Genomic DNA, 12,047 nt, shown 5'->3' on the forward strand with positions numbered 1-12,047 from the left:
TATGGATACCGGGGATCGCGAGATCTTCTCGAACCTCACGATCTTCCCCCCCGTTTTTGTCCGGCTCGACGGCCGAGCCTTCCACCGCCTGACACGTGCGCTCAACCTCAAAAAACCGTTCGATCCCGCCTTCAACGAGAGCATGCGGTCGGTCTGCCGCTACCTCCTCATGGGGAGCGGTCTCTCTCCCGCGTTCGCCTACACCTTCTCCGACGAGATCAGCCTCTACTTCCCGACGCTGCCGTTCTCGGGGCGCGTGGAGAAACTCGACTCCGTGACCGCCGCGGTCGCGGCGAGCAAACTCACGATCGAACTCGGGTCTGCCGAACCGCTTGCGTTCGACGCCCGGACGATCCCCGCGGCGGGGGAGTTTGCGGTCGAGTACCTGATCTCGCGGCAGAACGAGGCGTGGCGAAACCACATCAACGCCTACTGCCAGAACGCGCTGATCGAGGAGGGGATGACCTCCCGTCAGGCTGCCGCGGCGCTCCGGGGGATGCAGTCCGGGGCGCTGCACGAGATGATGTTCGAGCGGGGCATCAACCTGGCGGAGACGCCGGCCTGGCAGCGGCGGGGAACGCTCCTCTATCGTGAAGAGTGCATAAAAGAGGGGTATAACCCCCTTACGGGGGAGACTGTGCAGGCTGCAAGAACCTGCATCCGGGAACCGGAGGAGACGCCTCTCTTCTCCACCCCGGAGGGCGAGGCGCTGATCCGGTCACTCACCGGCGCGTGAGATGCCGATCCGCATCTGCACGCCTTCCACGTCCCAGTCCTTCTCGAGGGCGAAGGGCCCTGCCGATCTCTCACTGCTACGGCGGACGGTGAGGGTTGCCGCCCGCACCTCGCCGGCGATCTCCTTCTGCCACTCCTCGGTCGCGATCAGCGAGGCCACCCGCTCGTCGGCGACACCCACGGCTGCGACGATGAAGTCGTCGACGTTCAGGTCGAGCTGGCGGCGCATCTCCTGGACCCGCCGTATCACCTCGCGGGCGTACCCTTCGGCCTCCAACGCCGGCGTGAGGGTGACGTCGACGTAGACCGTCGCGTCCTTCATGGGCGCGGCAAAGACCCCCTCGGGGAGGGCTTCCGCGAAGGTGACATGGCGCTCTGTGATCTCGTAACCGTCGAGCTGGGCCTTTCCATCCCGCTCGATCGCGGCCTTCAGGGCGGTGCCGTCTGCGTTCTCTATCAGCGCCTTGACCTTCGGCCCTTCCTTCCCGAACTCCGGCCCGATCGCGCGCATCACCGGTTCGGCCTTCCAGAGGATCCGGTCCCAGGTCCCGGTGACGACCCTGACCGTCCGGGTGTTCGCCCGGCTCAGGGCGAGGTCGTTCAACCCCTCAAGACCCCTCCTCACCTCGCTACTTCCCGTGACCACGACCGTCTCGGAGACCGGCCAGCGGAGTTTCCGTCGCCCATTTTGCCGGGCGGTGGCGACCGCGTCGTCGAACGACTGGACGATCTCCATCTCTGCCTCAAGGCGCTGGTCGATCAGGGTGCCGTCCGCCGCCGGCCAGTCGAGCATATGGGCGCTCTCCGGGTCGCCTGCGAGGCGGAGGTTCTGGTAGATCTCCTCGGCGATATGGGGGGTGAACGGCGCAAGGAGCGCGGTCAGGCGGCGCATGACGTAATAGACGGTCTCGTAGGCGTACCGCTTCTCCATTGAGTCCTCTTCGAGCCACATCCTCGGCCGGACGAGCTGGACGTACCAACGGGAGAGATCCTCGAGGATGAAGGAGGCAAGCGCCCGCGTCACCCTGTGGAGGTGGTACTCCTGCATCTCCCCGCTCGTCGTCCGGGCGAGCGAGTTTACCCGGGAGATTATCCAGCGGTCTTCCTCAGGCATATCCCTGATATGCGACCGGACGAACGAGTCGTCCCAGCGACCTCCGGCGGATGCCGGCTCGAACGAGTCGAGAACCATGTAGGGGAGCGGGAACCGGTAGACGTTCCAGAGGATGTTGAGCGTCCGGTGGATGGTCTTGACGCTGTCCCAGTTGAACTTCATGTCGTCCCAGGGAGCGTTCGCCCAGAGGACGTAGAACCGCAGGACATCGACGCCGAACTGGTTCATCACCTCTTCAGGCGTCACCACGTTGCCGAGACTCTTGCTCATCTTGCGCCCCTCGGCGTCGAGAGCGAACCCGTGCATCAGGACGCTCTTGTAGGGGGCGCGGCCGAACGCCACGGTGCTCGCCCCGAGCTGGGAGTAGAACCAGCCCCGGGTCTGGTCCTGCCCTTCGGTGATGAAGTCCGCCGGCCAGAGGCGGTCGAAGGCCTCGCGCTCCCGGGGGAACCCGAGGGTCGCCCACGACGCGACCGCCGAGTCGAACCAGACGTCGAAGATGTCGGCGACCCGGCGCATCTCCCCGCCGCAGGAGCACGGGATGACGATCTCGTCGACGTAGGGGCGGTGCGGATCGGTAACCTTTGTGCCCGACCGCTCCTCGAGTTCGGCGATGGTGCCGATGACGACCCTCTCGGCGCACTGCTCGCACTGCCAGATGGGGATGGGGATGCCCCAGTAGCGCTGCCGGGATATGCACCAGTCTCGGGAGTCCGCGACGAAGTCGTGGAACCGGGCGCTCCCCGCCCAATCGGGGTACCACTTCACCTTCGCGATCTCCTCGAGCATCGAGTCGCGGATCTCGGTTGCCTTCAGGAACCACTGTGCGGTCGCACGGTAGATGATGGGGGTCTTGCACCGCCAGCAGTGACCGTAGCGGTGGGTGATCGTCCGCCGGGCAAGGAGGTAGTCGCCGAGCGCTTCGATGACGAGGTCGTTTGCGTCCCGGACGTACATGTCCTCGAACGCCCCGGCCTCCCGGGTGAAGCACCCGCCGGCGTCGACCGGGCAGAAGACCTCGAGTCCTTCCTGGAGGCCGATCAGGTAGTCGTCCCACCCGTGCCCGGGGGCGATGTGGACGAGACCGGTGTTCTCGAGCGCGACGTAGTCGGCCGCGACGACCCGGTGCCGGATCTCCGCCTGGTGTGGGACCTGGCCGGCGAGCGGCGACGTGTACTCCGTCCCGACGAGGTCGCTGCCGCTCGCCCGCTCAAGGACGGTGTAGTCCTGGTAGCGGCCCATCTTCAGGACGGACTCGACGAGTTCGTCGGCGATCCAGAGGATCTCTTCGTGGCCGTCCTTCTTCGCCTGCACCCGCGCATAGGTGAACGCGGTGTTGACCGCCACCGCGACGTTTGCAGGGAGCGTCCACGGCGTGGTCGTCCAGATCACCAGGTACTCGTTCTCGCGCCCGTTGACCGGGAACTTGACGAAGATGGAGGGGTCGGTCTCGTCCCAGTACTCCACCTCCGAGTCGGCGATCGCCGTCTCGCACCGGGGGCACCAGTTCACGACCCGGTGGCCGCGTTCGAGGAGACCGCGTTCATTCGCCCGCTTGACCGCCCACCACGCGGACTCGATGTACTCCGCCTTGATCGTCTGGTAGGGGTCGTCGAAGTCGAGCCAGATACCGAGCTGCCGGAACTGGTCGCTCATGATATCCATGTGCGTCACGGCGAACGTCCGGCACTGCTCGATGAACGCGGCAATCCCGTAATCCTCGATATCCTTCTTGGAGGTGAATCCGAGCTGGTGTTCGACCTTCACCTCGATAGGCAGGCCGTGCATATCGTAGCCGGCCCGCTCGATGACGTTCCTCCCCTGCATCCGGTGGTAGCGGAGGATGGTGTCTTTTATGATCTTGTTCCAGGCGGTGCCGAGGTGGATGTGGCCGGTGGTGTACGGCGGCCCGTCGACGAAAAAGAACGCTTTTCCATCCTTGCGCACTTCCTGAACGCGTGCATAGGTATTCTCCCGTTTCCAGTAATCCTGGACTCCCGTCTCGAGTTCGCGCGGGTTATAACTGCCGGTGACCTCTTTCACCTTATATCCCTCATATTCAGCACTGTGGTGTACCGTTTGTTGTTGGGGGACAAAGTGTTTCGTACTATGGGGAGTGGTGCAGACTCATGCGAAGCCGTGAAAGGGCGCGACTCGTGACCGCGTGCGATCCCGAGGGGGGATGGTCAAGTGGGGAACTTGTTGGGGGACGAAGTAAGCGAAGCGAGGGGAAAAACCCGGTACACTGGACCGTGGGGGTATCGCCATTTGGGGAGGCGGCTCGCGGGGTTCCATACCATTCGTCACCCCACTCCGCCCGCGCTTCGCGCTCCTCCCCCGCCCCTGAGGGGCGGGGGCAGTCCGTGGCGATATCCCCTTGAAATCCGTATATAGGGATTGAAATGGGTCCGGTAATTCACTATCATTTTTGAGACTATCCCCGGGAGGTCAAACCCTCGACTTCCTTTCGCGTTCTTCGTGGCTTCGCGTGAGTTTTCAGTACGGGGCGATGGAGCTTCACGCGAAAGACATGACGCCGCGAAGGCATGTTCGCTTCACCCCACCCCTTTTATCCCCTGCTCCCCGACCTCTCCCCCATGCAGATCGCAGTCATCGGGAGGGAGGACTGCTCCGCTGAGGAGTATGAAGCGGCTGAGACCATCGGCTACCTCATCGCCGGGAATCACGAGACCGTCTGTTGCGGCGGCCTCGGCGGGGTGATGGAGGCCGCCTGCAGGGGCGCAAAAGAGGGCGGCGGAAGGACCGTGGGCATCCTCCCGCATACTGGGGAGGGGAACCCCTACCTCGACGTCGTCATCCGCACCGGGATGGGCCACGCGAGGAACGTCGTCCTCGTCAACTCGGCCGAAGCGGTGATCGCCGTCGGGGGAGGCTACGGCACGCTCTCGGAGATCGCAGTCAGCCTCAAGACGGAGAAGCCCGTCTTTGGCCTTTCGACCTGGAAGATAGAGGGGGTGTTTGTCTGCGCCACGCCCGAGGAAGCAGTCATCCTCGCAGTTCGCGCAGCACGCCTGTCCCGGCCGTCTCGTAGCCCCCGAGGTCCCGGAGAATCTTCTTGAACGCCTCTGAGGAGACGATCTCGATGAGGGCCGCGATCCGCGGGTCGTCGAGCATCTCGTGGTGCATCGCGAGCTCGTAGCGCTCCGTCGCCACCGGGACGAACGCGAGACCAAGCGCTTTTGCGGCGCTGTAGACGCCCATCCCCGCGTCGACCTCCCCGGTCCGGACGGCAAGCGCCACCGCAAGGTGCGTCGTCACCTCGCGCTCGTAGCCGGGGATGGACGCCGGGTCGATACCGTGCTCTGCAAGGTGGTGGTCAAACAGCATCCTTGTCCCCGATCCCCTCTGCCGGTTGACGAACGTCCGGCCGGGCAGGTCCTCAAACCCGAGGCCGTCGCGGGAGATGACGCCCTGCTGGCGCTCCGCCACACAGAGGAGAACGAGATCGGCGTCCGGCATGTAGCGCTCCAGGTAATGGGTATTGTAGGTGCCGTCGGGGGCGAGGAGGTGCATCGGGGCCGCGTGGCACTCCTGCTTCTTCAGTGCGATAACCCCGCCCATGCTCCCGACGTGGGTGGAGTGGATATCGACACCGCGCGGCCGCACCAGGTCGGCCAGGTGGTCAAGGGCGGGGTCGTGGCTGCCGGTGACGAGCACCGCCTCCTCCGCCTCCGCGCGGGGGACGGTGAGCCGGACACCCACGGTCTCCCCCGCCTCGGCCCCCTCCTTCTGCGATGGGATCTGCGTGTAGCCGTTCGCCCGCACCGCGCTCATCTGGACGCCCGCGCCCCGTGACTGGGGCACCGCCACCCAGCGGTCGCCGATCCTCCCGGTCGAGAGGAGCACGAACTCGTCGGTTCCGATATCGGAGTGGAGGCTTGTGGTCAGCCGGGCAGCGACGTGTTCGGGCTCGCGGACGAAGAGGCCGTAGCGGGCAACGAGGGGCATGACAAGCTCGCGGAGCACCGTCGCCGCCGCAAGGGGGTAGCCCGGGAGGCCGATCACCGGCTTTTCCTCGATCCTGCCGATGATCACCGGCTTTCCGGGTTTGATGGCGACCCCATGCGCCAGAACCTCGCCGAGATCTGCGATGATATCGGCGGTGTAGTCCCGCGTTCCGGCGGACGACCCCGCCGAGACGAGCAGGATGTCGTTCTCCGCGACGCCGCGCCGGACGGCCTCCTTGATCATCTCGCTGTCGTCCGGGACGATTCCGTAGCGGTGCGTCTCCACGCCCGCCTCCGCGAGGACGGACGCGGCCATCAGGGTGTTGCTCTCCACCACTTTCCCGGGCGGAGGCATTTCGCCCGCCGGCACGAGTTCGCTCCCGGTGGGGATCAGGCCGGCGCGGAGGTTCATGACCCCAACCTCCGTGACACCGTAGTTCGCAAGCGCCCCCAGATCGTGCGGCCGGATCCGGTGCCCCCTCGGGAGGATCATCTCAGACTCGCCGATATCCTCGCCGACCGGGCGGATGTGCTGCCAGGGGCTGACCGGCTTTCGGACGGTGTAGGTCTCGCCGTCGCGACGTTCCACGGGAGCGGAGCGGGAGAAGTCGTCAGACTTCGACCCGACCCAGACGTCCTCGATCATCACCACCGCGTCGTAGCCGGGCGGGACGATGTTTCCTGTATTGACCCTCACCGCGTCCGGGAGCGTCACCGGGTTCTGTTCGCTCGCGCCGACGGTGTCGGCACTTCTGACCGCAATCCCGTCCATCGCCGAGAGGTGGATGGCGGGGACCGAGAACCGGGCGAATATAGGCTCCGCGGTGATCTTCCCCACCGCGTCGATCGTCACCGGGATCCGGGCGACCCCCGGAACCGCCGAAAAAGAGGACTCTACAAGTGCCCGCGCCTCCGCGAGCGATATAACCGAGAGGTAACGTTTCACCACAGGATCACCTCGATATCTTCGCCGACCTCGAATCCCTCGCTCGATGCCGGGATCCGCACCAGCCCCTCGCTCTGCACCAGGGTGTTGAGGAGTCCCGACTTCCCAAAGACCGGTGTCGCCTCCCCGGCGCTGAGGCTGACCCGGACGTAGTCCTCCCGCCCGCGGGTGGAGGGGATGTTCTGGGTCAGCCGCGCGCGGATGGTCCGCCGGGATACGGCGGTCTGCCGCATCGCCGCGAGCAGGTGGTCGACGACGGCGACGAGCACGACGAAGGCCGAGGCCGGGTGGCCGGGGAGCCCGATGACCGGTTTTTCCCGCGCCATCCCGATGATGGTGGGTTTCCCCGGCGCGATGGCGATCCCGTGCACCAGCACCTCGCCCAGTTCTGCGACGACCGCTGCGGTGTTATCCCGTTCGTCCTTCGAAGACCCTCCCGAGACCAGAACCGCGTCGCACCGGTCAAGCGCAGAAGAGACCGCCCGTCTCAGCACGGCCTGTTCATCCCTGACGATCCCGAAATATACCGGATGACAGCCCCGTTCGGTCACGAAGGCGCCGGTGAGGTAGGAGTTCGCGTCTCGCACTTCGCCCGGCCCGGGGGTCTCGGCGACGGGGACAAGTTCGTTCCCCGTAGAGATGATCCCGATCCGGGGCATCTTCACCACGCTGACCCGGTCGGCGCCGATCGCCGCGGCAACGCCGATCTCGCGGGGGGTCAGCACGCGCCCCCGTTCCAGGGCAACCTTCCCTGCCCCGAAGTCTTCGCCGCAAAAAACCACGTTCTCGCCGGGCGCCACCGGGCGATGCACCAGGATGTCGTCCCCGATCTGCTCGGCGTGCTCGATCATCACCACCGCGTCTGCGCCCACGGGAAGAGCCCCGCCGGTGGGGACGTACTGGCACGAGCCAGAAGAGATGCTCCCGGCATCCGCGCTCCCCATCCCGACCCGGCCCCGACACAGGAGCATCGCCGGGATGGCCTCGGACGCCCCGGTGGTCTCGGCCGCGGCGACCGCATAGCCGTCGACTGTCGAGCGGTCGAACCCCGGGATGTCGATATCGGCGCGGACATCCCTCGCGAGAACCCGGTGCAGGGCGTCTTCGAGCGGAACATCCTCGCATCCGGGCGCCGGTGCGATCCTTTGCACCGCCTTAACTGCCTCAGCGACGGATACGACCTCGAGGAAAAGCCTCATTTGAAGCAGCCCAGCTGACAGCCGCGGATCTTTATTCTCGGTTCGCGCTGGTTGCAGTACCGGGCGATATCCATCTTCGGGATGCTGTACTTCTCCGATATCTCGAAGGCCTGCGGACAGGTAATTTCATGTTCTATGCCGTACGCCTCGAAGGCCTTCCGTATCTTATCTTCATCCATAGTACTCACATGATTCCCCTGCAGGGAGATAGGATTTACTGTAGCACCAGTCAAGCACTACCATTTAGCATCCCTGCGACCCACGTGTATCCGATGCGGATCGCGCTGATCAATTCAAAACAGGACGCCGCAGGGGTAAACATCAGGCATCACCTCGACACCCTGCTCGCGGCGGGTGGACGGTGGCCGCTTGCGGAACAGCACGAACTGACGTTTTGCGAGGTCGCAGGAAGGCTGATCCACCAGGATCGGATCGACGAGGAGGTCGATGCCGATCTCATCATCTTCATATCCCGCCACTCGAGCGTACACCCAACACCCGCCCTGACCGTACACGTCACCGGCAACTACGAGGCCGCCGACCTCGGCGGGGAGCCGGGGAAACTCGCTCCGGCGGCCCCCGCATGGATGCACGCAATCCTCGGCAACCTCGCCGCCCGGGCCCCGGAGGGCTACCGGGTCTCCTACGAGGTGACGCACCACGGCCCGACGGCACTCTCGATCCCCTCGCTCTTCGTCGAGATCGGGTCGGCCGCGAGCGAATGGGCCGATCCTGCCGCTGCAAGGGCGGTGGCGGAGAGCATCCTCACCGCGGAGCCGCAGGAGACGATCAACCTCGTCGGCTTCGGCGGCACCCACTACGCCGTACGCCAGACCGGAATCGCCCTCTCCTCCCGGGGCGCCTTCGGGCACATCGTCCCGACCCGGCAGATCGGTGCCGTGGATCGCGAACTCCTCCGGACGATGCAGGAAGCGAGCGGCGCCGTGGCATCCTACATCGACAGAAAATCACTCTCCAAAGACGACGCCGGGCGGATCGAGCGGATGCTTGAAGATACCGCCCTCCCCCTTCTCTCCGAGTCGGAGATCCAGGAGGCGTCCGGCCTTACGTGGACAACCTACCTCCAGGCCAGGGATCTTGCCGAAGAGATTGCTCCCGGGTCACGCGTCCGCATCCACGATCTTAGAGGAGAGGGAACCCCCACCGTGGTGCGGATTGCCCCTGAGTTGATCGAAGAAACAATCAAATCAGACAGATCGGGTTTTCTCAACGGTCTCGACGAAATGCCGGTCGCTCATCTTTCGGAAGGTTCAAGGGGAGTTTTATCAACGTTTATCTGCTTTGAAAACGAGTCGTCCCGACTCGCAAGAGATATAACTACCCTGTGTGTAAAACTCTTACTTATCTGTGAAAATGCTGTTATCGACGGTGATCACCTTGTCCTCCGGAAGATGCGGTTTGACCCCGAGAAAGCGCACAGACACGGGGTCCCCGAAGGGCCGCTCTTTGGCATGCTTGCTGGCGGAAAAGCGGTCGAGATCGAGGGGCGAAGGATCACACCCGATGCAGTGCAGACAACCAGCGTGAAACGGATACATATCCCGGGATTGGAGAATTACATATGAAATCCATCGTAGAAGAAGCACTTTCACGGGCGCAAGAGGAACAGCGTTTTGCTGAGCCCACGGAGGTCGACAAAGATCTTGAAGACCTCCTCATGGAACTCCAGACGGAGATTGCAGTCGTCGGGTGCGGGGGCGGCGGTTCGAACACGGTGGCCCGGATGGCGGATGAAGGCATCAACGGGGCGCGACTGATCGCTCTTAACACCGACGCGCAACACCTAATCAGGACGCTTGCAGAAACCCGGATTCTCATCGGAAGACAACGAACCCGTGGTCTTGGCGCGGGCTCGATCCCCCAGGTTGGTGAGGAGGCGGCCCTCGAGAACGAGGACGACATCAAGCGCGCTGTCGAAGGATGTGACATGGTCTTCATCACCACCGGGCTTGGAGGCGGCACCGGTACCGGGTCCGCACCCGTGGTCGCGAAGGCCGCCCGGGAGGAGGGCGCACTGACCATCGCGGTGGTCACCCTGCCGTTCACGGTGGAAGGTGCTATCCGGGGTCAGAACGCGGAGGCCGGCCTCGAGCGGCTCCGTGAGGTGGCGGACACCGTCATCGTCGTCCCGAACGACCGTCTACTCGAAGTCGTCCCCCGGCTTCCGCTCCACGCCGCGTTCAAGGTCTCGGACGAGGTGCTGATGCGGGCGGTCAAGGGCATCACCGAACTCATTACGATGCCCGGACTCGTGAACCTCGACTTCGCCGATGTCCGGACGGTCATGGAGCGTGGAGGCGTCGCGATGATCGGGATGGGCGAGAGCGACAGTGAGGACAAAGCCGCCGACTCGGTCAAGAAGGCGCTGCGCTCCCCACTGCTCGACGTCGACATCTCCGGGGCGAGCGCGGCCCTCGTCAACGTGGTCGGCGGGCCTGATATGACCATGTCCGAAGCGGAAGGCGTCATCCAGGAGGTCTACGACCGCATCGATCCCGACGCCCGCATCATCTGGGGTGCCCAGGTCGACCCCGATATGCAGGGCAAGATGCGGACGCTGCTCGTGGTCACCGGCGTCCGGTCACCACAAATATATGGGAGAAACGAGAAGAGTATGCCGCGCATGATGAAACAGTTTGAGATCGACTTCCTGAAGTGAGCCGGTATGATGGATTACAAAGAGACGTTGAATGAAGTAAAGTCGTTCAAGATCGAGGAGGAACTCTTCAAGAAGTACTGGCGGGTGCTGAAACTGGCACGGACGCCAACTCGCGACGAGTTCACCAAGATCGCCATCGTGGCGGCGGCCGGGATCATGCTCATCGGCCTTGTCGGCTTTATCATATACGAGATCATGCTGGTACTGCCCAAATGATGGATATGGTTGAGAGCGAAAACAGGATATACGCGATAAAGACGACCGCGAAGCAGGAGCGGACGGTTGCCGACAACATCGAGAAGGTGACCCGGGAGCAGAAGGACATCCACGTGATGGCCGTCATGGTTCCGGAGGAACTGAAGGGCTACGTCCTCGTGGAGAGCCCGGACTCCATCGCCAGGATTGAGCAACTGGTGGAGTTGATCCCCCATGCGCGCGCGGTGGTTCAAGGCTCGACGGCCCTCTCCGAGGTGGAGCATTTTCTGGTACCGAAACCGGTGGTCAGCGGCATCACCGAGGGCACCATCGTCGAGATCATCGCCGGCCCGTTCAAGGGTGAGAAAGCAGTCGTCAAGCGTATCGATTCAGGAAAGGAAGAGATCACGGTCGAACTCTACGAGAGTATGGTTCCGATCCCGATCACCGTCCGCGGCGATTCCGTTCGCGTCGTGGAGCGCTCAGAAGACATTTCCTGAAGAATACAACGCTAATACTCTTTTTTGCCCTGCCGCGTCCCACTGGCAATACGATTCTCGATTGCCGGGTATACCTGCTCATGCACGCCCCGTGTGCCACCCGGGTGCTGTACTTTAAATCCTCTCACGTTGACCTTAGATAACCCAGGCAACTATTCCCCTGAGGAATAATAAGCTGGTGAACTTGTATGGCAGAAACGGTCGAGGTATTGGTACCCGGTGGCAAGGCAACAGCAGGTCCGCCGCTGGGGCCCGCGCTCGGACCTCTTGGTATCAACGTGAAGGCTGTCGTCGACGACATCAACAAGAAAACAGCCGAATTCAACGGCATGCAGGTGCCGGTGACGGTAACGGTCGACGATAAGAAGAACTTCACGATTGAGGTGGGCATTCCGCCCACGACGGCGCTCGTCATGAAAGAGGCCGGCATCACAAAGGGGTCTACAGAGCCGGGTGCTTTGGTGGCAGGAGATCTGCCGCTAGAGGCCGCTGTCCGTATTGCCCGTATGAAGTTTGATGGCATGCTCTCGTACGATCTGAAGTCCGCGGTCAAAGAGGTCCTCGGAACGTGCGTGAGCGTCGGTGTCACCGTCGAGGGGAAGAAGCCCCGCGAGATGATCCAGGCCGTCAACGACGGGGAGTACGACGGCGTACTCGTCGCATAGATGTCAAACAACCATAGAAGATCGTGAGGTCGTGTACTATGGAGG

General features: G+C 63.6%; 11 protein-coding genes. 7 read left to right on the forward strand and 4 right to left on the reverse strand.

Going from position 1 to position 12,047, the window contains the following annotated elements:
• The first annotated feature begins 1 nt into the window (after window position 1).
• On the forward strand, window positions 2–736 hold the full coding sequence (locus FGW20_RS05410) for a tRNA(His) guanylyltransferase Thg1 family protein (RefSeq protein WP_301677069.1): 735 nt from the start codon (window positions 2–4) through the stop codon (window positions 734–736).
• Here FGW20_RS05410 and ileS read toward each other — a convergent pair.
• Complete coding sequence (gene ileS, locus FGW20_RS05415; protein WP_301677070.1) at window positions 719–3,892, reverse strand: isoleucine--tRNA ligase; 3,174 nt, start codon at window positions 3,890–3,892, stop codon at window positions 719–721. The two genes, FGW20_RS05410 and ileS, sit on opposite strands and share 18 nt — an antisense overlap.
• Window positions 3,893–4,446: 554 nt before the next feature.
• Here ileS and FGW20_RS05420 point away from each other — a divergent pair.
• A complete protein-coding gene (locus FGW20_RS05420; RefSeq protein WP_301677071.1) occupies window positions 4,447–4,929 on the forward strand; it encodes a TIGR00725 family protein in 483 nt (160 codons plus the stop codon).
• On the opposite strand, the gene FGW20_RS05425 is transcribed toward FGW20_RS05420, so the two are convergent.
• Genes FGW20_RS05425 through FGW20_RS05435 form a run of 3 tightly spaced genes read right to left on the reverse strand, consistent with a single transcriptional unit; the run spans window position 4,856 to window position 8,141 of the window.
• Complete coding sequence (locus FGW20_RS05425; protein ID WP_301677072.1) at window positions 4,856–6,766, reverse strand: molybdopterin biosynthesis protein; 1,911 nt, start codon at window positions 6,764–6,766, stop codon at window positions 4,856–4,858. The two genes, FGW20_RS05420 and FGW20_RS05425, sit on opposite strands and share 74 nt — an antisense overlap.
• Complete coding sequence (locus FGW20_RS05430; protein ID WP_301677073.1) at window positions 6,760–7,962, reverse strand: molybdopterin molybdotransferase MoeA; 1,203 nt, start codon at window positions 7,960–7,962, stop codon at window positions 6,760–6,762. The genes FGW20_RS05425 and FGW20_RS05430 overlap by 7 nt, the downstream gene beginning before the upstream one ends.
• On the reverse strand, window positions 7,959–8,141 hold the full coding sequence (locus FGW20_RS05435) for a hypothetical protein (RefSeq protein WP_301677074.1): 183 nt from the start codon (window positions 8,139–8,141) through the stop codon (window positions 7,959–7,961). The genes FGW20_RS05430 and FGW20_RS05435 overlap by 4 nt, the downstream gene beginning before the upstream one ends.
• Before the next feature lie 93 nt (window positions 8,142–8,234).
• Between FGW20_RS05435 and FGW20_RS05440 the strand changes: the two genes are divergently transcribed.
• The 5 genes from FGW20_RS05440 to FGW20_RS05460 all read left to right on the forward strand — a co-directional run bounded on the left by FGW20_RS05440 (window position 8,235) and on the right by FGW20_RS05460 (window position 12,002).
• Window positions 8,235–9,548, forward strand: a complete 1,314-nt coding sequence (locus FGW20_RS05440) for a D-aminoacyl-tRNA deacylase (protein ID WP_301677075.1) — start codon at window positions 8,235–8,237, stop codon at window positions 9,546–9,548.
• On the forward strand, window positions 9,545–10,642 hold the full coding sequence (ftsZ, locus tag FGW20_RS05445; RefSeq protein ID WP_301677076.1) for a cell division protein FtsZ: 1,098 nt from the start codon (window positions 9,545–9,547) through the stop codon (window positions 10,640–10,642). The genes FGW20_RS05440 and ftsZ overlap by 4 nt, the downstream gene beginning before the upstream one ends.
• A gap of 6 nt (window positions 10,643–10,648) precedes the next feature.
• Complete coding sequence (locus FGW20_RS05450; protein ID WP_301677077.1) at window positions 10,649–10,858, forward strand: protein translocase SEC61 complex subunit gamma; 210 nt, start codon at window positions 10,649–10,651, stop codon at window positions 10,856–10,858.
• Between the two features lie 5 nt (window positions 10,859–10,863).
• Window positions 10,864–11,337 carry a transcription elongation factor Spt5 gene (locus FGW20_RS05455; protein WP_301677078.1) on the forward strand — a complete coding sequence of 158 codons (474 nt, stop codon included), beginning with the start codon at window positions 10,864–10,866 and terminating at the stop codon, window positions 11,335–11,337.
• A gap of 188 nt (window positions 11,338–11,525) precedes the next feature.
• Window positions 11,526–12,002 (forward strand): 50S ribosomal protein L11, encoded by a 477-nt coding sequence (locus FGW20_RS05460; RefSeq protein WP_301677079.1) that lies wholly within the window; start codon window positions 11,526–11,528, stop codon window positions 12,000–12,002.
• Window positions 12,003–12,047: the final 45 nt, after the last annotated feature.

Origin of the sequence: Methanoculleus methanifontis, assembly GCF_030464365.1 — an archaeon.
GTDB classification, from domain to species: domain Archaea; phylum Halobacteriota; class Methanomicrobia; order Methanomicrobiales; family Methanoculleaceae; genus Methanoculleus; species Methanoculleus methanifontis.

What these genes read in the sequence shown, in the direction of transcription:
- FGW20_RS05420 (WP_301677071.1), top strand. Translation starts at nt 4,447, where the DNA reads ATGCAGATCGCAGTCATCGGGAGGGAGGACTGCTCCGCTGAGGAGTAT.
- FGW20_RS05450 (WP_301677077.1), top strand. Translation starts at nt 10,649, where the DNA reads ATGATGGATTACAAAGAGACGTTGAATGAAGTAAAGTCGTTCAAGATC.
- FGW20_RS05430 (WP_301677073.1), bottom strand. Translation starts at nt 7,962, where the DNA reads ATGAGGCTTTTCCTCGAGGTCGTATCCGTCGCTGAGGCAGTTAAGGCG.
- ftsZ (WP_301677076.1), top strand. Translation starts at nt 9,545, where the DNA reads ATGAAATCCATCGTAGAAGAAGCACTTTCACGGGCGCAAGAGGAACAG.
- FGW20_RS05440 (WP_301677075.1), top strand. Translation starts at nt 8,235, where the DNA reads ATGCGGATCGCGCTGATCAATTCAAAACAGGACGCCGCAGGGGTAAAC.
- FGW20_RS05435 (WP_301677074.1), bottom strand. Translation starts at nt 8,141, where the DNA reads ATGGATGAAGATAAGATACGGAAGGCCTTCGAGGCGTACGGCATAGAA.
- FGW20_RS05410 (WP_301677069.1), top strand. Translation starts at nt 2, where the DNA reads ATGGATACCGGGGATCGCGAGATCTTCTCGAACCTCACGATCTTCCCC.
- FGW20_RS05455 (WP_301677078.1), top strand. Translation starts at nt 10,864, where the DNA reads ATGGTTGAGAGCGAAAACAGGATATACGCGATAAAGACGACCGCGAAG.
- FGW20_RS05460 (WP_301677079.1), top strand. Translation starts at nt 11,526, where the DNA reads ATGGCAGAAACGGTCGAGGTATTGGTACCCGGTGGCAAGGCAACAGCA.